At 64.4% G+C, this 21,230-nt stretch carries 25 protein-coding genes; 17 read left to right on the top strand and 8 right to left on the bottom strand.

Annotation, left to right across the window (positions count from 1 at the left end; all coding sequences use genetic code 11):
- Positions 1–57: 57 nt before the first annotated feature.
- The 3 genes from sucD to sucC are packed head-to-tail and all read right to left on the bottom strand — an operon-like array spanning position 58 to position 2,487.
- Entirely contained in the window at positions 58–945 is an 888-nt protein-coding gene (gene sucD, locus ACXYMN_RS14135) for a succinate--CoA ligase subunit alpha (protein ID WP_459014361.1), read from the bottom strand.
- 52 nt (positions 946–997) lie between these two features.
- Complete coding sequence (locus tag ACXYMN_RS14130) at positions 998–1,297, bottom strand: hypothetical protein (RefSeq protein WP_459014360.1); 300 nt, start codon at positions 1,295–1,297, stop codon at positions 998–1,000.
- Entirely contained in the window at positions 1,294–2,487 is a 1,194-nt protein-coding gene (gene sucC / locus ACXYMN_RS14125) for an ADP-forming succinate--CoA ligase subunit beta (RefSeq protein ID WP_459014359.1), read from the bottom strand. The genes ACXYMN_RS14130 and sucC overlap by 4 nt, the downstream gene beginning before the upstream one ends.
- A 290-nt stretch (positions 2,488–2,777) precedes the next feature.
- Between sucC and ACXYMN_RS14120 the strand changes: the two genes are divergently transcribed.
- Together ACXYMN_RS14120 and ACXYMN_RS14115 are read left to right on the top strand one after the other, a co-directional pair.
- The gene (locus tag ACXYMN_RS14120; protein ID WP_459014358.1) at positions 2,778–3,818 is read left to right on the top strand and encodes a glycosyltransferase family 2 protein; all 1,041 of its coding nucleotides are present in this window, start codon (positions 2,778–2,780) and stop codon (positions 3,816–3,818) included.
- 3 nt (positions 3,819–3,821) lie between these two features.
- A complete protein-coding gene (locus ACXYMN_RS14115; RefSeq protein WP_459014357.1) occupies positions 3,822–4,781 on the top strand; it encodes a glycosyltransferase family 2 protein in 960 nt (319 codons plus the stop codon).
- Between the two features lie 52 nt (positions 4,782–4,833).
- Here ACXYMN_RS14115 and mdh read toward each other — a convergent pair whose 3' ends face one another.
- Positions 4,834–5,796: a malate dehydrogenase gene (mdh, locus tag ACXYMN_RS14110; RefSeq protein ID WP_459014356.1), complete on the bottom strand. Its 963-nt coding sequence runs from the start codon at positions 5,794–5,796 to the stop codon at positions 4,834–4,836.
- Positions 5,797–5,967: 171 nt separating this feature from the next.
- Between mdh and ACXYMN_RS14105 the strand changes: the two genes are divergently transcribed.
- A complete protein-coding gene (locus tag ACXYMN_RS14105; RefSeq protein WP_459014355.1) occupies positions 5,968–6,720 on the top strand; it encodes a sulfite exporter TauE/SafE family protein in 753 nt (250 codons plus the stop codon).
- A gap of 3 nt (positions 6,721–6,723) precedes the next feature.
- Here the strand turns inward: ACXYMN_RS14105 and ACXYMN_RS14100 are convergent, their stop codons facing one another.
- Positions 6,724–7,029, bottom strand: coding sequence for a hypothetical protein (locus tag ACXYMN_RS14100; RefSeq protein ID WP_459014354.1), 306 nt, complete (start codon positions 7,027–7,029; stop codon positions 6,724–6,726).
- 228 nt (positions 7,030–7,257) lie between these two features.
- On the opposite strand from ACXYMN_RS14100, the gene ACXYMN_RS14095 reads away from it, so the two are divergent.
- From ACXYMN_RS14095 to ACXYMN_RS14035, 13 genes are all read left to right on the top strand, one after another.
- Positions 7,258–8,109 (top strand): HpcH/HpaI aldolase/citrate lyase family protein, encoded by an 852-nt coding sequence (locus tag ACXYMN_RS14095; protein WP_459014353.1) that lies wholly within the window; start codon positions 7,258–7,260, stop codon positions 8,107–8,109.
- A 5-nt stretch (positions 8,110–8,114) separates the two neighbouring features.
- On the top strand, positions 8,115–8,660 hold the full coding sequence (locus tag ACXYMN_RS14090; protein WP_459014352.1) for an NnrU family protein: 546 nt from the start codon (positions 8,115–8,117) through the stop codon (positions 8,658–8,660).
- A 19-nt stretch (positions 8,661–8,679) separates the two neighbouring features.
- The gene (locus ACXYMN_RS14085; protein ID WP_459014351.1) at positions 8,680–8,883 is read left to right on the top strand and encodes a DUF1737 domain-containing protein; all 204 of its coding nucleotides are present in this window, start codon (positions 8,680–8,682) and stop codon (positions 8,881–8,883) included.
- Positions 8,883–9,935 (top strand): MaoC family dehydratase, encoded by a 1,053-nt coding sequence (locus ACXYMN_RS14080; RefSeq protein WP_459014350.1) that lies wholly within the window; start codon positions 8,883–8,885, stop codon positions 9,933–9,935. The genes ACXYMN_RS14085 and ACXYMN_RS14080 overlap by 1 nt, the downstream gene beginning before the upstream one ends.
- A 57-nt stretch (positions 9,936–9,992) precedes the next feature.
- Positions 9,993–10,727, top strand: coding sequence for a DUF4344 domain-containing metallopeptidase (locus ACXYMN_RS14075; protein WP_459014349.1), 735 nt, complete (start codon positions 9,993–9,995; stop codon positions 10,725–10,727).
- A gap of 212 nt (positions 10,728–10,939) precedes the next feature.
- Positions 10,940–11,323, top strand: a complete 384-nt coding sequence (gene sdhC, locus ACXYMN_RS14070) for a succinate dehydrogenase, cytochrome b556 subunit (protein WP_459014348.1) — start codon at positions 10,940–10,942, stop codon at positions 11,321–11,323.
- A gap of 11 nt (positions 11,324–11,334) precedes the next feature.
- Positions 11,335–11,706, top strand: a complete 372-nt coding sequence (locus ACXYMN_RS14065) for a succinate dehydrogenase, hydrophobic membrane anchor protein (RefSeq protein ID WP_459014347.1) — start codon at positions 11,335–11,337, stop codon at positions 11,704–11,706.
- A 21-nt stretch (positions 11,707–11,727) separates the two neighbouring features.
- Positions 11,728–13,533 carry a succinate dehydrogenase flavoprotein subunit gene (gene sdhA, locus ACXYMN_RS14060; protein ID WP_459014346.1) on the top strand — a complete coding sequence of 602 codons (1,806 nt, stop codon included), beginning with the start codon at positions 11,728–11,730 and terminating at the stop codon, positions 13,531–13,533.
- On the top strand, positions 13,533–13,850 hold the full coding sequence (locus ACXYMN_RS14055; protein WP_459014345.1) for a hypothetical protein: 318 nt from the start codon (positions 13,533–13,535) through the stop codon (positions 13,848–13,850). The genes sdhA and ACXYMN_RS14055 overlap by 1 nt, the downstream gene beginning before the upstream one ends.
- Positions 13,851–13,944: 94 nt before the next feature.
- Positions 13,945–14,724 carry a succinate dehydrogenase iron-sulfur subunit gene (locus ACXYMN_RS14050; protein WP_459014344.1) on the top strand — a complete coding sequence of 260 codons (780 nt, stop codon included), beginning with the start codon at positions 13,945–13,947 and terminating at the stop codon, positions 14,722–14,724.
- 196 nt (positions 14,725–14,920) lie between these two features.
- The gene (locus ACXYMN_RS14045; protein WP_459014343.1) at positions 14,921–15,073 is read left to right on the top strand and encodes a hypothetical protein; all 153 of its coding nucleotides are present in this window, start codon (positions 14,921–14,923) and stop codon (positions 15,071–15,073) included.
- A gap of 86 nt (positions 15,074–15,159) precedes the next feature.
- Positions 15,160–15,354, top strand: coding sequence for a hypothetical protein (locus tag ACXYMN_RS14040; protein ID WP_459014342.1), 195 nt, complete (start codon positions 15,160–15,162; stop codon positions 15,352–15,354).
- Positions 15,355–15,484: 130 nt separating this feature from the next.
- Positions 15,485–16,333, top strand: a complete 849-nt coding sequence (locus tag ACXYMN_RS14035; protein WP_459014341.1) for an urea carboxylase-associated family protein — start codon at positions 15,485–15,487, stop codon at positions 16,331–16,333.
- 33 nt (positions 16,334–16,366) lie between these two features.
- On the opposite strand, the gene deoD is transcribed toward ACXYMN_RS14035, so the two are convergent.
- From deoD to ACXYMN_RS14020, 3 genes are all read right to left on the bottom strand, one after another.
- Positions 16,367–17,074, bottom strand: coding sequence for a purine-nucleoside phosphorylase (gene deoD, locus ACXYMN_RS14030; RefSeq protein ID WP_459014340.1), 708 nt, complete (start codon positions 17,072–17,074; stop codon positions 16,367–16,369).
- A complete protein-coding gene (locus ACXYMN_RS14025; RefSeq protein ID WP_459014339.1) occupies positions 17,074–17,385 on the bottom strand; it encodes an H-NS histone family protein in 312 nt (103 codons plus the stop codon). Before ACXYMN_RS14025 ends, deoD begins: the two co-directional genes overlap by 1 nt.
- Before the next feature lie 143 nt (positions 17,386–17,528).
- The gene (locus ACXYMN_RS14020; RefSeq protein WP_459014338.1) at positions 17,529–19,508 is read right to left on the bottom strand and encodes a methylmalonyl-CoA mutase family protein; all 1,980 of its coding nucleotides are present in this window, start codon (positions 19,506–19,508) and stop codon (positions 17,529–17,531) included.
- A 278-nt stretch (positions 19,509–19,786) separates the two neighbouring features.
- Between ACXYMN_RS14020 and ACXYMN_RS14015 the strand changes: the two genes are divergently transcribed.
- Positions 19,787–21,151, top strand: coding sequence for a 1-acyl-sn-glycerol-3-phosphate acyltransferase (locus ACXYMN_RS14015; RefSeq protein ID WP_459014337.1), 1,365 nt, complete (start codon positions 19,787–19,789; stop codon positions 21,149–21,151).
- Positions 21,152–21,230 lie beyond the last annotated feature (79 nt).

Raw genomic sequence — 21,230 nt, 5'->3', positions numbered from 1 at the left:
CCGGACCGGGCCGCGCCGGACCGGGGCGAGGTCCCGGATCGGGTCCGGGACCCGGCGTCAGCCCTTGTCGATGGCCGACAGAACCGCCTCGCCCAGCGTCGCGGGGCTGTCGGCGACCACGATCCCGGCGGCCTTCATCGCCTCGATCTTGTCGTCAGCCCCGCCCTTGCCACCGGCGACGATGGCACCGGCGTGGCCCATGCGACGTCCCGGAGGGGCCGTGCGGCCCGCGATGAAGCCCGCCGTGGGCTTCCAGCGGCCCTTCTTCCTCTCGTCGGCAAGAAACTGTGCCGCTTCTTCTTCCGCAGAGCCGCCGATCTCGCCGATCATGATGATCGCCTCGGTCTCGTCATCGGCCAGGAACCACTCCAGCACGTCGATATGTTCTGTGCCCTTGATCGGGTCGCCGCCGATGCCGACGCAGGTCGATTGGCCAAGGCCCACATCGGTGGTCTGCTTGACCGCCTCGTAGGTCAGGGTGCCCGAGCGCGACACCACGCCGACCTTGCCGCGCTTGTGAATGTGGCCCGGCATGATGCCGATCTTGCAGGCATCGGGGGTGATGACGCCGGGGCAGTTCGGGCCGATCAGCGTCGACTTCGAGCCTTCGAGCGCGCGCTTGACCTTCATCATGTCGAGCACCGGAATGCCCTCGGTGATGCAGACGATCAGCTCCATCTCGGCGTCGATCGCCTCGAGGATCGAATCGGCGGCGAAGGGCGGCGGCACATAGATCACCGATGCGTTGGCCTCGGTCCTGGCCTTCGCCTCGTGCACCGAGTTGAAGACCGGCAGGTCGAGATGGGTCTGCCCGCCCTTGCCGGGCGTCACGCCACCGACCATCTTGGTGCCGTAGGCAATCGCCTGTTCGGAGTGGAAGGTGCCTTGGCTGCCGGTAAAGCCCTGGCAGATCACCTTGGTGTTTTCGTCGACAAGTACGGCCATCGTTCAGTCATCCTTTTCTGTCACCGGCGGGCCCTTGCCCCCGGCGCGCCGGTCAGTAATCGGCGGTGTCATCATCCACGAGTTCATCGAGCGCCCGGACGGCCACGAGGGCGGCACCCATCAGGATCATCGTCCGGCCCAGCGATTTCGTGAGGTTCGCAGGCATGAAACCCGCGATCCCGTCCCGTGCGGCCCGCGCGGCATCCTTGCCGCTGCGGATCCCGCGAAAGTCGGGGCGGTCGCCGGGTTCCGGCAGGCGCAGCGTCTCGGGCTCGACCCGGCGCGCGGCCAGCCCGAGACCGATCAGCCCCAGCCCGATCAGGAAGGGCGTGTATTCAGCCTGACGGCTCACCCCTTCACCGCCTTCACGATCTTCTCGGCACCGTCCTTTAGGTTGTCCGCGGCGATCACGTCGAGGCCGGAATTGTTGATGATCTCCTTGCCCTTCTCGACGTTGGTGCCTTCGAGGCGCACCACCAGCGGCACCTTCAGGCCGACCTCTTTCACCGCCGCGACGACGCCCTCGGCGATCACATCGCAACGCATGATGCCGCCGAAGATGTTCACAAGGATGCCTTTGACCTGCGGGTCCGAGGTGATGATCTTGAACGCCTCGGTGACCTTTTCCTTGGTGGCACCACCGCCCACATCGAGGAAGTTGGCAGGCTCCGCGCCGTAAAGCTTGATGATGTCCATCGTCGCCATGGCAAGGCCCGCGCCGTTGACCATGCAGCCGATCTCGCCATCGAGCGCGATGTAGTTGAGGTCGTATTTCGAGGCTTCGAGTTCCTTGGGGTCCTCTTCGGTCTCGTCGCGCAGTTCGGCCACTTCGGGCTGGCGATAGAGCGCGTTGCTGTCGAAGCCGACCTTGGCGTCGAGCACCTTGAGATCGCCGCTGGTCATCACGATCAGCGGGTTGATCTCGAGCATTTCCATGTCGCGCTCGATGAAGGCCTGATAGAGGATGCCCATCAACTTGACGCATTGCTTGACCTGACCGCCGGTGAGGCCGAGCGCGAAGGCGATGCGGCGGCCGTGGAAGGCCTGGTAGCCGGTCGCGGGATCGACCGGGAAGGACAGGATCTTTTCGGGCGTGGAGGCCGCGACTTCCTCGATGTCCATGCCGCCCTCGGTCGAGCAGACGAAGGACACCCGGCTGGAGCCGCGATCGACCAGCAGGGCCAGGTACAGCTCTTTCTCGATGTCCGAGCCGTCTTCGATGTAGATGCGGTTGACCTGTTTGCCCGCGGGGCCGGTCTGGTGCGTCACCAGCGTCTTGCCAAGCATCTTGCGGGCTTCGTCCGCCGCCTCTTCGACCGACTTGGCCAGCCGCACGCCGCCTTTTTCGCCGGCATCGGCCTCTTTGAAGGACCCCTTGCCGCGTCCGCCCGCGTGGATCTGCGCCTTGACGACCCAGAGCGGACCGTCGAGGTTTGCCGCCTCGGTCTTGGCGTCCGCCGCCCGCAGCACGACCCGGCCATCGGAAACCGGCGCACCGTAGCTGCGCAGGAGCGCCTTGGCCTGATACTCGTGGATATTCATGTCATCCGTCCCGTTTTACATTGGTTGTTACCGCTATAGCCGACATGTCCCGGGCATTTGCACTGAAAATCACGTTGTCCTGCGCTAACATGGGTAAAATCCGACATTTGTGATCACAGGACTTTTGGTGTGATCACAATAGGCCCGAAGCAAATTCGAATCCGGCTGTCACGAGGCGCGGTGCGGGCTTGCATCACTCGTGCGGCATTCCCCCGGGGTGGTTTTGACAGGATCGGACCGCACGGCCTACCTTTCCGACAATTAAAAGAAAAACCGGCAGGTTCAGAGCAATGAGGTCCATCCCCCCGCCAGACGCGGGAGCGTCCGGGTTCGGCACGCCCCGCTGGAGCGTTGTCGCGACGGTGCGCGAGCCTGCGGCGCTGCTGGCGGCCTTTGCTGCGCATCACCTATATCTCGGGGCCTCGGCGGTGCATCTCTATCTCGACGGGCCAAACCCCGAACTGCGCAGGCTGATCGGCGACGATGCCCGCGTGACGCTGATCGACTGCGACGCGCAATTCTATGACAGTCTGGATCGCCGCTATCCGCAATGGATCAACCGACGCCAGATCATCAACGCCAACCATGCCGAGACGCAAAGCGCCGCCGACTGGCTGTTTCACCTCGATGCGGACGAGTTTCTGGACGGTAATCCGGGGGCCGAACTGGCCACCGTCCCACAAGAGGCGCGCAGCATCTGGGTGCCCAACGGCGAACGGGTGTTCCTGCATGCGGACCGCCCGGTGTCGATCTTCGACGGCGCGTTGGCGCTGCCGATGACCAATGTTGCGCGGCTCGACCGGGTGCGGGGGCCGGACCTGTCGTCGCTGACCCGCTTCGGACTCCTGGCGCATGACATGGGCAAGGGCGCGGTCCGGGTCGGTCACGGCGTCGGCGCGGGTATCCACCGGGCGCGGGTCGGACCCGACCAGACCCATGTGGCCGAAGGTTTGACGGTCAGCCATTTCGACGGCCTCACGCGGCTGCACTGGGCGCTGAAACTGCAGCGCCACGCGCGGAACGGGATAAAATCCAGGGACGGACGGACAACCTATCGGTATCGCGACCGGCAGATCGCGCTGGCCGCGGAAAGCGACGGCGCGCTTGAGGCGATCTTCGCACTGCATGACCGCCTGCGCGTCATCCCGCCCCGGATCGCGCGGCAACTGACGCGGATCGGGCGGCTGCGGCCCACCGGCGTAGATGCCGACGCGGCCATCGCAAGCGCGTTTCCCGGCCTGTCTGTGGACCTGTCGATTGCGGCTTTCGACCGTGCGCTGGCGGCGCATTTTCCGACCGCGACCGTGCCGCTTCAGCAAGACGCGGGCTGAGAAATGCGTTGGGGTGTCACCGCCACCGTGGCCGAACCGCCCGCCCTGCTGGCGGCCTTTGCCGCGCATTATGCGCACCTCGGGGCGGCAGCGATACGGCTGTACCTCGACCGGCCCGACCCTGCGGTCGCGCGCCTGCTGGCGACCGTCCCGGGTGTGGAGGTGATCGACGCGGACGCGGCTTTCTACGTGCAGTCGCTTGGCTGCCGGACCAAGCCCGGCGCGCTGAACCGCAAGCAACGCTTCAACGCGGACCATGCGCTCGAGACGATGGATGTGGACTGGCTGCTGCATGTGGATGCCGACGAATTCCTGGCCGCCGGTGATTTCGCGGCGGAACTGTGCGCCGTGCCGGACGATGTCGACAGCCTGCACATCCCCAACGGAGAGCGGGCCTGGCTTGCCGGAGCGCGCTCCGACACGATCTTTGACGGGGTGCTGCGCTGGCCGATCCCGGGACCGCCACGGCGCGTGCGGCGCATTCTGGGTGACGAGGTCGCGCGCTTCACCGACCGGGGTTTTTGCGGTCACATGTGGGGCAAGAGCGTCACCCGGACCGGGCGCGGGCTGAAACTGGGCTTGCACAAACCGCGCCGCGACCCGCCCGCGCGCCAGATCGAGGCTTCGGAGGCGCAGCTGTGCCATTTCGACGGACTGACGCGGGCGCATTGGGTGTCGAAACTGCTGCGCTACGCCAGGCTTGGCATGTATGCCAAACCGGTCGGCCCCCACCGGTGCCGCCATGAACAGGTGGCGTTCGTGCAGGCGGCGGGGTCTGACGCTTCGGCGGGATCGGCGCTGCATGACAAGGTGCGGATCATCTCGGCCACGGATGCGGCGGCCTGGCAAGAGGCGGGCTGGCTGGCGCCGATGCCGTGCGATCCCGCCGCCGCGACGCGCCTTTATTTCGGCGACAGCGTCGATCTGTCACCCGCCGCCTTCGATGCCATCCTGCTGAACTGAAAACGCGCGCCCCGGGTGGGACGCGCGCCTTGTGTTCGGGTCGCCGGAACGATCAGGCCAGACTGTCGTCGATCCCCTTGCAGGCGTCGACAAGTCCCTTGACCGCTGCGACCGAGCTTTCGAACATGGCCTTTTCGTCCTTGCTCATCTCGATCTCGACGATGCGCTCGATGCCGCCCGCGCCGATCACTGTGGGAACGCCCACATAGAACCCCTTGAGGCCGAACTGGCCGTCGCACCATGCCGCCGCGGGCAGGACGCGCTTCTGATCCTTGAGGTAGGCCTCGGCCATCTCGATCGCGGATGTCGCGGGCGCATAGAACGCCGAGCCGGTCTTGAGCAGGCCGACGATCTCGGCACCGCCGTCGCGGGTGCGCTGCACGATCGCGTCGAGCTTTTCCTGCGTTGTCCAGCCCATCTTCACCAGATCGGGCAGCGGCACACCGGCCACGGTCGAATAGCGTGTCAGCGGCACCATGGTGTCGCCGTGACCGCCCAGAACGAAGGCGGTGACATCCTTCATCGAGACGTTGAATTCGAGCGACAGGAAATGCCGGAAGCGCGCCGAATCGAGCACGCCCGCCATGCCGCAGACCTTTTCGTGCGGCAGACCCGAAAACTCGCGCAGCGCCCAGACCATCGCATCGAGCGGGTTGGTGATGCAGATCACGAAGGCGTCGGGGGCGTTGTCGCGAATGCCTTCGCCGACCGATTTCATGACCTTGAGGTTGATGCCCAGAAGGTCGTCGCGGCTCATGCCGGGCTTGCGCGGCACACCGGCGGTGACGATGCAGACGTCTGCGCCCGCGATATCGGCGTAGTCCTGTGTGCCCTTGAGATTGGCATCGAAGCCTTCCGAGGGACCCGATTCCGCGATGTCGAGCGCCTTGCCCTCGGGGGTTCCTTCGGAAATGTCGAACAGGACGACGTCGCCGAGTTCCTTCAGCGCGGCAAGGTGGGCAAGCGTGCCCCCGATTTGCCCTGCGCCGATCAGCGCGATCTTGGGTCTGGCCATGAATCTTACTCCGGTTCGGTCAAATTTCGTCCGTTGGCCTAAGCAATCGCGCGACCTCGCGCAAGCCTGCTGCGACACCCCCTGCAATTTGGCAGCGCTAACCTAACCCTGTCGCCTGCGACCGGAACGCGGTAATCACGCTGCAAACAGGCAATTTACGGACCGATCTCGATGGATTTGCTGACCTGGCCCGTTTTTGCGATCTGCGTGCCCGCGGTCGTCTTCGCGGGCATTTCCAAGGGCGGTTTCGGGTCCGGCGCGGCCTTCGCGTCGGCCTCGATTCTGGCCATCGTGCTGGAACCGGGCGCGGCGCTGGGCATCATGCTGCCGATGCTGATGCTGATCGACGTGGCCTCGCTTCCGGCCTATTGGCGCAAGTGGCGCTGGCCCGAGGCCCGCATCCTGATCTACGCGGGCGTGCCCGGCACGCTTCTGGGGGCGCTGTTCTATCAATCGACCAGCGACGACGCCATCCGGCTGGTGATCGGGCTGGTCTGCCTGCTGTTCATTGCGTGGCAATGGGCGCAGAAGGCGCAGCTGATCCAGCTCAGGCGGGACATGGGGGCAAAGACCGGCATCGCCATGGGCGTGCTGATGGGCTTTACCAGCTTCGTCAGCCATGCGGGCGGACCTGCCGCCGCGGTCTACCTTCTGGGGCGCAAGCTGCCCAAGACCGCGTATCAGGCGACGACCGTGCTGGTGTTCTGGGCGGTCAACCTGCTCAAGGCCGGGGTCTATGGTGGCATGGGGATCTTCACCCGCGACAGTCTGCTCCTCGACCTGGCGCTGGTACCCGCGGCGCTGCTGGGCACCTGGGTCGGCGTCAGGATGCACCATCTGGTGCCCGAGCGGGTGTTCTTCGGGCTGACCTATATCTTGCTGGGGGCCACCGGCACCAAGCTGGTCTGGGATGCGCTGAGCTGATCGTCAGGCCGGGCGACCCGGCAGGATCTGGGCCAGGGTCTCAAAGGCGGACCCGTTGGCGACCAGGCAAGAGATGCCGTCGGCACGGGTCATCAGGATCGTCCAGGTGCCGCTTTCATCCGAGGCGAACACTTCGATCAGGGTGTCGCTTGCCACCAGACCCACCGATTGCGGCGCTTCGCCGAATTGCCGCGCCAGGCGATCGACAATCAGGGCCCGCGGGGCGCAGGCGGTTTGTGCCGACGCCGGTTCGGCCAGCCCGAGGACGCCCGCACAGACCCCGGCAGGGACGAGAAGAAATACACGCATGGGATATCCCCCTGAAGTTGCCTGCCGTCCCGATGCGGACGACCTGAACACCCTGTCGCAAGGTGGCCCAAGATCGGGTTAACCCCGCGGGCGACGCGGGTGTTGCGCCCTCCGCTCTCTGCGCTGCGGCATTTTTCTGCTTGAATGTTATGTAAAAAACTGGTGGGTCTGGGCGCAACAATCTTTCGCGCCCAATCTCCTGCGTCTGCATCCCGAGGATACCCGCCCATGATGAACCGTCCGCTCCGTTCCGTCCTCTACATCCCCGGATCCAAGCCGCGGGCCATCGACAAGGCGCGGGGCCTGCCGGTCGACGCGATCATCTTCGACCTCGAGGACGCGGTGTCGCCGGACGAAAAGGCGCTTGCCCGCACGACCCTCGCCGAGGAGTTGGCCAAGGGCGGCTTCGGCGCGCGGCTGACACTGGTGCGGATCAACGGGCTCGATTCCGAATGGGGGGCCGAGGATGCCCGCGCCGCCGCAGCCATGCAGGCCGACGCGATCCTGCTGCCCAAGGTCGAAAGCACCGGGCAACTCGATGCGCTGGCGGCAATCACCGGCGACGCCCGGCTCTGGGCGATGATGGAGACGCCGCGCGGCATCCTTGCCGCCGCCGAGATCGCGGCGCACGGTCAGATGGACGGCTTCATCATGGGCACCAACGATCTTGCCAAGGAACTGGGCGCGCGGGCCACCCCCGACCGGGTCGCGATGCTGCCTGCCCTTGGACATTGCATGCTGGCGGCGCGCGCGGCGGGAATCGCCATCGTCGACGGCGTCTACAATGCCTTCAAGGACGCCGAAGGGCTGGCGGCAGAGTGCAGGCAGGGCCGCGACATGGGCTTTGACGGCAAGACGCTGATCCACCCGGCACAGGTCGACGTGGCCAACGCGGCCTTCGGACCCTCGGAGGCAGAGCTTGACCTCGCGCGTCGCCAGATCGAGGCTTATGAGGCCGCCAAGGCCCAAGGGGAGGGCGTTGCCGTGGTCGATGGCAAGATCGTCGAGAATCTGCACGTGGACACGGCGACCCGATTGCTGGCAAAAGCCAAGGCAATCGACGCCATCGCGAAAGGCTGAACCCCATGCTCCTGCTCATCCTCGGACTCCTGCTTTGGGTGGCCGCCCACCTCTTCAAACGTGTCGCCCCCGAAAAGCGCGCGGCGATGGGCAATGCCGGCAAGGGCGTCGTGGCTGCCGCAGTCCTTGCGTCGCTGGTGATGATCATCTTTGGCTACCGCGCGGCCCCCTTCATCAACGTCTGGACGCCGCCCGCCTTCATGGTGCACATCAACAACCTGCTGATGCTGGGCGCGGTGTTCCTTTACGGGATGAGCGCCACCACCGGACGTCTGCGCGGCGCGATGCGGCATCCGCAACTGACCGCCGTCAAGGTCTGGGCCGTGGCGCATCTTCTGGTCAACGGCGATCTGGCGTCGATCATCCTTTTCGGCGCGATGCTGGCCTGGGCCGTGGCCGAGGTGATCGTGATCAACCGCACCGCCACCTGGGACCGCCCCACGCCGGGGGACGCGAAGAAGGACATCCTTCTGGTCGTGATCACCGCGGTGATGTTTGCCGTCATCGCTGCAATCCACGCATGGCTCGGCGTCTGGCCGTTCCCCGCCTGATCCTTCCGGAGATCCCGACATGAAGCTTTACCGCCTGCTGACCGAGGACGACACATCAGCCTTTTGCCACAAGGTATCTGACGCGCTGTCGAAAGGATGGGAGCTTTACGGCGACCCGACCTATGCTTTCGATGCCGCGAACGGCGTGATGCGCTGCGGTCAGGCCGTGGTGAAGGAGGTCGAAGGCGACTACGCCCCCGACATGAAGCTCGGAGCCCAGTGATGAAAGACGACATGACCCCGACGCCCAAAACCAACCCTGGCAACTTCTTCGAGGATTATTCCGTCGGTCAGGTGCTCGAACACGCGGTGCCGCGCACGGTGGGCGCGGGCGAACGGGCGCTTTACCACGCGCTCTATCCGGCGCGGCATGCACTCTATTCGTCGGACGCCTTCGCAAAGGACTGCGGCCTGACGGTGGCGCCTCTCGACGACCTGATCGCCTTTCATGTCGTGTTCGGCAAGACCGTGCCGGATGTGTCGCTGAACGCGGTAGCCAACCTGGGCTATGGCGAAGGCCGTTGGCTGAAGCCGGTCTTTTCCGGCACGACGCTGCGTTCGCGGTCCGAGGTGATCGGGTTGAAACAGAACTCGAACGGCAAGTCCGGCGTGGTCTGGGTCCGCACCCGTGGCTTCGACCAGCACGACGCGGTGGTGATGGAATATTGCCGCTGGGTCATGGTGCGCAAACGCGACCCGAACGCGCCCGCACCCGCGACGGTGGTGCCAGATCTGAAGTCCACGCTTGGGCCCGGCGATCTGGTGATCCCCGAAGGGCTCGATTTCACGGGCTACGATTTTGCGCTTGCAGGCGAACCGCACCGCCTGGGCGACTACGCCGTGGGCGAGGTCATCGACCATGTGGACGGCGTCACCGTCGAGGAGGCCGAGCACATGCTGGCCACGCGGCTGTGGCAAAACACCGCCAAGGTGCATTTCGACGCCACCCAGCGCGAGGATGGCAAGCGGCTGATCTATGGCGGGCACGTCATCTCGATGGCGCGGGCGCTGTCGTTCAACGGGCTGGCCAACGCGCAGATGATCGTCGGGCTGAACGCGGGCGCACATGCCAATCCGTGTTTCGCGGGCGATACCATACGCGCCTGGTCCGAAGTGCTGGACACGGCCGAAACCGACACCCCCGGTGTCGGCGCGATCCGGCTGCGGCTTGTGGCGACCAAGGGCGGTGCGCCGGGCGCATTGCGCGGCGCGGACGGCAAATACCTGCCCGACGTGCTGCTCGACCTCGATTACTGGGCGCTGATGCCGATCTGAGTTTCCAGACCGGGGCGCGCCGTGCAACACTGGCACGACCCGTTCCGGATTTTGCCCATGACCCTGTTCCGCCCTGTTTGCCTGCTTTTCGCGCTTGGCCTTGCGACCGCGGCGCGGGCCGACGACGCCGAAGATGCCTTCGTCGAGGCCAACCTGCTGTCGGTCTTCTATCACGAGCTTGGGCATGCCCTGATCGACATCATGGCGCTGCCGGTCTTCGGGCAGGAGGAAGATGCCGCCGACGTGGCCTCGGTGCTGCTGATCGACTGGATCTATGACGCGGAAAGCGCGCTCGATCTGGCGTATGACTCAAGCTTCGGCTTCGCCGTCGAGGCGATGATGGAGGCCGATGACGATCCGGCCTTCTGGGATGTCCACGGGGCCAGCGCGCAACGGTTCTACAACGTCGTCTGCCTGTTCTACGGGGCGGATCCCGATCAGCGCGACGATTTCGCCGCCGACATGGACCTGCCCGAAGCGCGGCAGGAGACCTGTGAAGAGGAATTCACCCTTGCCGATGAAAGCTGGGGGCCGGTCTTTGACGAGGTGTTCGGTGCCACCGGCCCGCAGATCGAGGTCGAGATCTATTCGGACACCGGCCTGACCGCCGATCTGATCATCGGCGAGGTGGGCTTTCTCAATGACACGATGCGCCTGCCGGATCCGCTCGTGGTCTCGGTCGAGGATTGTGACGAGATCAACGCCTTCTACATTCCCGACCAGCGCGCCATCGTGATGTGCACCGAGTTCGAGGGCTATCTTCGCACGCTTTACCGCGCCAGCCCGGAGTGACGACCGGACCCGGCCAGTGCGCCAAGGCGGCGACACAGTGCAAGACGAAGATGTTAGCGCCGGACATGTGATCACAGAGTTGCGGCGCGTGATCACATATTGATAATCCTGTCGGCATACAGCGCCAAACCAGCGAAAATGCTGGCCTCTCCCCGTGACAGCGCGGCAAAAAACGTTAGAACCTTTCCCAAGGGAACCGAAAGGACACTTCCATGGCCGACGTGAACCGGGGCAACCGGCCCCTCTCGCCGCATTTGCAGATCTACCGCCCGCAACTCACCTCGATGACGTCCATCCTCACCCGTCTGACCGGCAACGCGCTGATCGTCGCGATGTTCATGATCGTGTGGTGGTTCATCGCCGCCGCGTCGGGACCCGAGCATTTCGCCACCGCCAACGGTTTCGTCACCAGCTGGTTTGGCGATCTGGTGATGTTCCTGTCGCTCTGGGCGCTTTGGTATCACAGCCTTGCCGGGGTGCGGCATCTGATCTGGGACCAGGCCATCGGGCTTGAGATCGACATCGCCGAAAAGCTCGGCTGGGGTGTGATCGGCGGCTCTGTCGTCCTGACCATCCTGACCGTCATCATTATCTGAGGGGCGCTGACATGGCATTTCTGACCGATCGCAAACGGGCCGAAAACTGGGGCAGCGCCAAGTCCGGCACGCAGCACGCCTGGCGCATGAAAGTGCAATCCGTCGGGCTGATGATCCTCATTCCGCTGTTCGTCTTCACCTTCGGCCCGATCCTCGGCGGCACCTACGAAGAGGTCGTCGCCTATTATTCGCGGCCGTTCCCGGCCATCGTGGCAGGGCTGACCATCGCTGTGACCTGCCTTCATTTCAAGGACGGTTTCCAGACCCTGATCGAGGACTATGTCCACGGCATCTGGGAAAAGGTGCTGATCCTCGGCATGACCTGCCTGATGTACGCCCTCGCGGCGACCGGCCTTTTCGCCGTCGCGCGCCTGGCGCTTTGAACTAGCGGAGCTTCTAGAGACATGGCTGAATACGAATACGAGACGCATGACTATGACGTCGTGGTCGTGGGTGCCGGCGGCGCCGGCCTTCGCGCGACGCTTGGCATGGCCGAACAGGGGCTGCGCACCGCCTGCGTGACCAAGGTTTTCCCGACCCGGTCGCACACCGTGGCGGCGCAGGGCGGTATCGCCGCGTCGCTGTCCAACATGGGCCCGGACCACTGGCAATGGCACATGTACGACACCGTCAAGGGGTCGGACTGGCTGGGCGACACGGACGCGATGGAATATCTCGCCCGCGAGGCCCCCAAGGCGGTCTACGAGCTTGAGCATTACGGCGTCCCGTTTTCGCGCACCGAAGAGGGCAAGATCTACCAGCGTCCCTTCGGCGGCCACACCACCGAATTCGGCGAAGGCCCCCCGGTGCAGCGCACCTGCGCCGCCGCCGACCGCACCGGCCACGCGATCCTGCACACGCTCTATGGCCAGTCGCTGAAGAACAACGCCGAGTTCTACATCGAGTATTTCGCCATCGACCTGTTGATGGACGCAGACGGGGCCTGCACGGGCGTCGTCTGCTGGAAGCTTGATGACGGCACCATGCATGTGTTCAACGCCAAGACCGTCGTGCTGGCCACGGGCGGCTATGGCCGCGCCTATTTCAGCGCCACCTCGGCGCATACCTGCACCGGCGATGGCGGTGGCATGGTGGCGCGCGCGGGTCTGCCGCTTCAGGACATGGAATTCGTCCAGTTCCACCCCACCGGCATCTACGGCGCGGGTTGCCTGATCACCGAAGGCGCACGCGGCGAGGGCGGCTATCTGACCAACTCCGAGGGCGAGCGCTTCATGGAACGCTACGCGCCCAACTACAAGGACCTCGCCCCGCGCGACTACGTTTCGCGCTGCATGACGATGGAGATCCGCGAAGGCCGCGGCGTCGGCAAGGAAGGCGATCACATCCATCTCAACCTATCGCATCTGCCGAAAGAGGCGCTGCATCTGCGCCTGCCGGGCATCTCGGAATCGGCCCGCATCTTCGCCGGTGTCGACGTCACCAAGGAACCGATCCCGGTCATTCCGACGGTGCATTACAACATGGGCGGCATTCCCACGAACTACTGGGGCGAAGTGCTCGACCCCACCGGGGACGACCCCAACCGCATCGTGCCGGGTCTGATGGCGGTCGGCGAGGCGGGCTGCGCAAGCGTCCATGGCGCCAATCGCCTCGGCTCGAACTCGCTGATCGACCTCGTGGTCTTCGGCCGGGCCGCCGCCATTCGCGCAGGCAAGGTCGTTGACCGCGACGCCAGCCCCCGCCCCGTTGACGCGGCCCAGGTGGACAAGGCGCTCGACCGCTTCGACGCGATCCGCCACGCCAAGGGCAACACGCCCACCGCCGAGTTGCGCCTCGAGATGCAGAAGACCATGCAGGCGGATGCCGCTGTGTTCCGAACCGGCGAGACCCTGAAGAAGGGCCTCGACGAGATGACCGCGATCGCGGGCAAGATGGATGATCTGAAGGTCACCGATCGCAGCCTCGTGTGGAACTCGGATCTGATGGAAACGCTCGAGCTGACCAACCTGATGCCCAACGCGCTGGCAACCATCGCCGGTGCCGAGGCGCGCAAGGAAAGCCGGGGCGCCCATGCCCACGAGGATCATTCCACCCGCGATGATGAAAACTGGCGCGTGCATACCATCGCGCGGGTCGACGACGCGAAGATAGACCTCAGCTATCGCCCCATCGTCACCGAACCGCTGACCAACGAAGACCAGGGCGGCATTTCGATGCAGAAGATCGCGCCCAAGGCACGGACGTTCTGATGCGTCTCGTCGCGCTTCTTGGCGGTCTGGTCATGGTTTCGGCCTGTTCGGTCGAGACGCAGGACCAGATTGCCCGGAACGCGGCGAAGTCGGCCGTCAACCGCGTCGTGCTGGAACGCTATCCCAGCCTGCCGATCGAGCCCGCGATCAACTGCGTGATCGACAACGCGACGTCGCAGCAGATCTATGCGCTGGCAACCGACAGCGTCGGCGGGCTGACCGCCGCCACCGGTGAAATCGTCGCCGGGATCGTGCAGAAGCCCGAGACGGTGCGCTGCCTGAGCGGCGCGGCCCTGACCGAACTGGCTGCGCAATGATACCGGCGCGACGCATCACCACACCGCCCCGCGGCAGCCTTTTCCCGGCCCGCACCGCGCGCTACATCCCTATTGCAACCACGGAGGCCCCGTCATGGTCCAACTGACGCTCCCCAAGAATTCGACCATCCGCACCGGCAAGACATGGCCGAAACCGGAGGGCGCGAACCGGCTCAAGACCTTCAAGATCTACCGCTGGACGCCCGACGACGGTGAAAACCCGCGGGTCGACACCTATTTCGTCGATCTCGACAGTTGCGGGCCGATGATGCTGGACGCGCTGATCAAGATCAAGAACGAGATCGACCCGACGCTGACCTTCCGCCGGTCCTGCCGCGAAGGCATCTGCGGGTCCTGCGCGATGAACATCGACGGGATCAACACGCTGGCCTGCATCTACGGCATCGACGAGGTCAAGGACGACGTGAAGATCTACCCGCTGCCGCACCTGCCGGTGGTGCGCGACCTGATCCCCGATCTGACGCATTTCTACGCGCAGCACGCGTCGATCATGCCGTGGCTCGAGACCAAGACCAACAAGCCCGCGAAGGAGTGGAAGCAGTCCATCGAGGATCGTGAAAAGCTCGACGGGTTGTACGAGTGCGTGATGTGCGCCTGTTGCTCGACCTCGTGCCCGTCCTACTGGTGGAACGGCGATCGCTATCTTGGACCCGCAGCCCTTCTGCATGCCTATCGCTGGATCATCGACAGCCGCGACGAGGCAACGGGCGAGCGGCTCGACGATCTTGAGGATCCGTTCAAGCTTTACCGGTGTCACACGATCATGAACTGCGCCAAGACCTGCCCCAAGGGTCTGAATCCGGCCAAGGCCATCGCGGAAATCAAGAAGACCATGCTGGAACGCGCGATCTGACATCGCCTGTCCATGTCGCGGATCAAAGCCCCGGTGCGCCATTGCGCCCGGGGCTTTTTCTGTCTGCTGGGCGGGGTTGCGGCGCATCGCCATGCAGTGAAGGCATACCGACTATGCGTTGGCGGGCGTATCCACGCGGTCGATTGACCCTAACTGTCACGATGAGGGAGGCAGACAAGCCAGAGCGAGGCCTATCATGCCTGACACCAAGACACCTGCCCAAGCCGACGAGGCGCTGAGGATCCTGGAAGACGCCTTTGCGTATTACGAGTTGCCGACCCGGCGCAGGACAACTGCCAACGGCCAGAATGACGCGCAGAAAGCCGACAGCGCGAAGCGGAACGCCTGATGTCGCGTGATCGCGATTGAATTGTCCCCCTGTCCGGAACCCGTTAACCCGGTCCGGGCAGGAATTGCGGCACGAAAGGCACAGCCATGCTTGTCCCGATCGGATTGATCATCGCCTTCATCATTGTCGCCATCGTGGCGCGCAAGGGCATGCGGGCGTGCCGCTGGCGCGAGACGCGCGATGGTCAGGGCCAAAGCGACTGGGTATGCGTGCAATGCGGCGCGACCATGCAAGGCCCCTCGGGCGTGCCCCCGAAACATTGCCTGCGGCCCAAAGGCTGAGCGCAGCGCCGTATCGGTCGCAAATGCGGGTCGCATCCGGCCTGCGACAACCGCGCCGATTGTCGGCGCCGCCCTTGCAAAGCCACCCGACAGAGCCGACGCTTGGCCCACCTAGCCCGGAGCGACCGCCATGTCCCAAGCCCCGCCCGACGCCGACCAACGGCGCGTCATTCCACCCGTGATCTGCTATCCGGACGACACGCTGCCACCTGCACCCCTGGCGCTGTACGCGCGCGCGCAGGCCACCGCGTCGGTCATCGACACGGTCGTGGCACCACCGCGCGACGCGGCCACCTTCGTTGTGCCCGCGGGCTGCTTTTTCCGGATCGTTTCGGTCGATGGTCCGCAGGTCGGCGACCTGAACCTGTGGAACGCGCAGGATCTGTCCGAGCGGTTCTACTCCGGCAAGACCCGCGCGCTCCATGGCACCCATGTCACCACCGGCGACAGGCTCTGGTCCAGCTTTCCGACCTTGCGCCCCATGGCCACGATCGTCGCCGACAGCCTCGACTGGTATGGTATCGATTCCTTTGGCGGGTCGGTGCATGACGTGATCGGCACGCGCTGCGACCCCTACACATCGCACCTGCTTTCGGGTGGGCAGCACTATCATCACTGCTGCCATTCGAACCTGACGCGGGCGCTGGCGGCGCATCTTGGCGTGCCGCTTCATGCGGCCGAGGCGCATATCCATGACGTGCTGAACGTGTTCATGTGCACCGGGTTCACCCGCGAGACCGGGCAATACTTCATGAAGGCCTCACCGGTGCGGCCCGGCGACGCCCTGACCTTCTTCGCCGAGATCGACCTTCTGGGGGCGTTGTCCGCCTGTCCGGGGGGCGATTGCTCGGCCCAGCATTCATCTGACAGGGCGGCGTGCTACCCGCTCGGGATCGAGGTGCTGCGCCCAGACCCTGACGCCCTGGCCGGGTGGCAGCGCCCCGCGCCCAACGGATATGACCGCAGCCACGGCGCCTGACAGGGGGCGTGCAGCGCAAAAGGCGACCGGTTCTCAGCCCGAGAACGCCGCTTCCAGCGCGATCTCGACCATGTCGCCAAAGCTGCGTTCGCGGTCCTCGGAAGGCAGGGCCTCTTTGGTCAGCAGGTGGTCGCTGACCGTCAGCACCGCAAGCGCCCGGATGCCGTGCCGCGCGGCAAGGTTGTAGAGTTCCGCGGCCTCCATCTCGACGCCCAGAATGCCGTGCCGGGTCATCTGCTCATTTAGGTCCGGGCGTTCGTCGTAAAATACATCCGCGGAATAGATCCCGCCGACATGGACCGCCGCGTCCTTTGCCTCTGCGGCGGAAACAGCAGCCCGCAAAAGACCCCAATCGGCGGGCGGCGCGAAATTCAATTCGCGGAATATCCCGCGCGACGGGGTAGACAGCGACGACGCGGTCATCGCGATGATCACATCGCGTATTTTGACCTGCGTCTGCATCGCACCGCAGGAGCCGATGCGAATAAGTTTCTTTGCGCCATAATCGCGAATAAGTTCATTGGCATAGATCGACAACGACGGCATGCCCATTCCCGAACCATGGATCGAGACGCGATTGCCTTTCCAGCTGCCGGTATAACCCAGCATGCCGCGGACGTCGTTGATGCATTCCGGATTGTCGAGGAATTGTTCTGCCGCCCAACGCGCCCGATAGGGATCGCCGGGCAGCAGTACCGTTTCCGCGATCTCACCCGGCTTTGCGCCGATATGGATCGACATCAGATTGCAAGGCTGTCCAGCGACTTTCCGGAGTCGAGCGCATCGTTGACCCATTTCGGCTTGCGTCCGCGTCCGGTCCAGGTTTGCGACGGATCCTCCGGGTTGGCGTATTTCGCAACGCCCTTGGTGCCCTTGGAGGATGTTCCTCCAATAAGATCATCAAGCGAGAAACCGTATTCCTTTGCCGCCTGATCCGCGGCGCGTTTTGCTTCGCCTTTTCGGCGAGCATCCAGCGTTTTCAAGGCGCGATCCACATCCTTGCGAAGTGTTTCGAGGTCCTCTTTGGACATCTTATCAAGATCGATTGTCATTCAACTTCTCCCATACCTAATTTCCCTATTAGCCAAAATTTCGAATTGGACAAGCTCTTTATTGTGACACTCGACAATGACGGGAACCCCGCGCAACGGCTGGTGCGCGGGGACTCGTCGGATTGCAACGTCTGGAAACCGGTCTATTCGGCGGCGACCGCTTCCGGATCCGCCAGCGTAACGATATCCATCATGATCGCATTCAGAATGAAGTCTTTCGGCGTATAGACCCGCGCCACACCCATCTGCCGGAGTCTGCGGGCATCGTCTTCGGGAATGATCCCGCCGACGATCAAGGGAATATGCCCCAATCCCGCAGACTTGAGGCGCGCCAGCGTGTCTTCCACCAAAGGCAGATGGCTGCCGGAGAGGATCGACAATCCGATCACATGCACATCGCCGGATTGCGCCGCGGACACGATTTCCTCGGGTGTCAGGCGAATGCCTTCGTATTCGATGTCCATGCCACAATCGCGGGCGCGGAAGGCGATCTGTTCGGCCCCGTTCGAATGACCGTCGAGGCCGGGCTTGCCGACAAGAAACTTCAACCGCCGCCCGAGCTTGTCCGACACGAGGTCGACGGCCTCGCGGATGTCGTCCAGCCCCTCGGTCTTGTTCGATACGGATTTCGACACGCCGGTCGGGCCGCGATATTCGCCAAAGGCCGCGCGCATCTCGCCGGCCCATTCGCCGGTGGTGACGCCTGCTTTCGCCGCGGCGATCGACGGCGGCATGACGTTGCGCCCCTCGCGGGCTGCGGCGCGCAGATCGGCGAGCGCGCGGGCCACGGCGTCGGCGTCGCGTCCGGTGCGCCAGGCTTCGAGGCGCGCCACCTGTTCGGCTTCGACCGCAGGGTCCACCAGCATGATGCCGCCATCTTCGCCCAGCAACGGCGACGGCTCTGTCTCGGTCCAGCGGTTGACCCCGACCACCACGGTCTCGCCGGTTTCCACGCGGTTCACGCGGTCGGCATTGCTTTCGACGAGGCGCGATTTCATGTAGTCGATTGCGTCGATGGCACCGCCCATCCCGTCGAGATTGGCCAGCTCGGCGCGCGCGCCATCCTTGAGGGCGGCGACTTTTCGCTCGACCGCGGGGTTCTGATCGAAGAGGTCGTCATACTCCAGCAGATCGGTCTCGTAGGCCATGATCTGCTGCATCCGCATCGACCATTGCTGGTCCCAGGGCCGCGGCAGACCCAGCGCCTCGTTCCAGGCGGGCAATTGCACGGCGCGGGCGCGGGCGTTCTTCGACAGGGTGACGGCCAGCATCTCGATCAGAATGCGGTAGACGTTGTTTTCGGGCTGCTGTTCGGTCAGGCCAAGGCTGTTGACCTGCACGCCATAGCGGAATCGCCGGAACTTGGCATCGGTCACGCCATAACGGTCCAGCAGGATCTCGTCCCAAAGATCGACGAAGGCGCGCATCTTGCACATCTCGGTCACGAAGCGGATGCCCGCATTGACGAAGAATGAAATCCGGCCCGCAAGCGTCGGGAAATCCGCGTCCGGGACGCGCGGCTTCAACTCGTCGAGCACGGCAATGGCGGTGGCCAGCGCATAGGCAAGTTCCTGTTCGGGCGTCGCCCCGGCCTCTTGCAGGTGATAGGAACACACGTTCATCGGGTTCCATTTCGGGATGTGCTTGTAGCAATACTCGGCCACGTCTCCGATCATCTTCAGCGATGGCTTGGGCGGACAGATATAGGTGCCGCGCGACAGGTATTCCTTGATCAGGTCGTTCTGCACCGTGCCTTGCAGCTTGGATGGATCGGCCCCCTGCTCTTCGGCGACGGCGATATAAAGCGACAGCAGCCAAGGCGCCGTGGCGTTGATCGTCATCGAGGTGTTCATCTGTTCCAGCGGGATCTGATCGAACAGGCTGCGCATGTCGCCCAGATGGCAGACCGGCACGCCGACCTTGCCGACCTCGCCGCGCGCCAGCACGTGGTCGCTGTCATAGCCGGTCTGGGTCGGCAGATCGAAGGCGACGGACAGGCCGGTCTGCCCCTTGGCCAGGTTGCCGCGATAGAGTTGGTTCGAAGCCTCGGCCGTGGAATGGCCCGCATAGGTCCGGATGAGCCACGGTTTGTCTTTCTGCGGCGGGGACTTGGTGTCGGTCATCTCGGTCCTCATACTGAATCGATGTGGTAATAATCTTGCGCTTGGCCGTGCATAGGCGAAACTTTGTGGCAAAGTCAATTCGCTGCGTTGCGGCGCACCCGCGACGGTTCTGGCGCTGTTGGTCCGGGGAATCAATGCCGGCCGGGCAGTTGCGCGGTCTGCATCCGGCCTGTTGCCCGAAATTTCCGGCGTTGCGCCACCGTATGGCCGTCGCAAGCGCAGGAACGTGACGCCATCGATGGGATTGCCCCGGTGCCGCTGCCGGGCAATGTTGGCGCATGACCGCGACTGTCTCGCTTCCCATCTGGCTTCTGGCGCTGATCCTGATCTTCGCGGGCATCACCTTTGCGTCGCATTTCCTGTTCCCATCGGTGCGCTGGTTCGTGCGTCGCCGGGCGGAGAGGATCGTCGCGCGTCTGAACCAGCGGCTCGAGCGCCCGATCCAGCCCTTCAAGCTGGCGCGGCGGTACGACCTCATCCAGCGGCTGATCTACGATCCGGAAGTGACCGAAGCGGTGCTTGTCCATGCCAGGGAAAACCAACAGCGCGAAGACGTGGCCTTCCAGGATGCCCGTCGTTACGCCCGCGAGATCGTGCCCGCCTTTTCGGCGACGGCCTATTTCGGCTTTGCGATTCGTGCCGCGCGCTGGCTGTCGGATGCGCTCTACCAGGTCGACGTCATGGATATCGATCACGCCGCCATCGAGGCAATCGATCGTGACGCGACGGTGATCTTCGTGATGAATCATCGCTCGAACATGGATTACGTGCTGGTGACGTACCTTGCCGCGCGCCGGTCGGCCTTGTCCTATGCGGTGGGGGAATGGGCGCGGGTCTGGCCGCTGTCGGGCCTGATCCGTGCGATGGGGGCCTATTTCATCCGGCGCAAATCGCGCAACGCGCTTTATCGCAAGGTGCTAGAGAAATATGTGCATATGGCGACCCGGGGCGGTGTGGCGCAGGCGATCTTCCCCGAAGGCGGGCTCAGCCTCGACGGGGCCATCAGGCCGCCCAAGGTCGGGCTGATGAAATACATGGCCGAGGGGGCGGATCTTGCCCAGCGCGATGTGGTCTTCGTGCCGGTGGCGCTGAATTACGACCGGGTTCTTGAAGACACCATCCTGATTGCCGCCGACAATCGCGGCGACCGACGCTTCCGGGCCGGCGTGTTGTCGGCGTTTCGCTATGCGTTCCTGCTGCTATGGGGGCGGCTGACCGGAAAGTTGCAACGCTTTGGCCTGACCGCCGTGCGATTCGGCACGCCGCTGTCGTTGCGGGCCAATGTCGCGCTCGCGCGTCGCCCCGAGGCGTTGAGCCGGGAAATCCTTGACCGCATCGCCGCTGCGGTACCGATCCTGCCGGTGCCGCTGGTCTCGTATCTGCTGCTTGAGCAGGGGCCGATGACGCGCAGCGAACTGGAAGCCGCGGTGGGCCGGGTCGAGGCCGCCACCGGGCACACGCTGGTGCTGCCGGGCAAGGATCGCTGCCACGCGGTGGATTATGCACTCGAGCGGCTTCGCGCGCGCGATCTGGTGACGCCGGACGGCGACCGGTTTGCGCCGAAATCGGCGGGTACGCCGATTCTCCGGTTTTACGCCAACTCGATCCGCCACCTGCTGGTCACCTATGCAGGCGCGGCGTAAAATGCTGCAATTGCTCGGTCATAAAGTTACAATCAGGGCTTATATCTGATTGCATTGTTGCGCGAGCAGCGATATTCCC

The organism is Roseivivax sp. CAU 1753 (assembly GCF_054482575.1).
The sequence above is the reverse complement of the archived record's forward strand: the minus strand, read 5'-3'. Positions and strand labels throughout refer to the sequence as shown.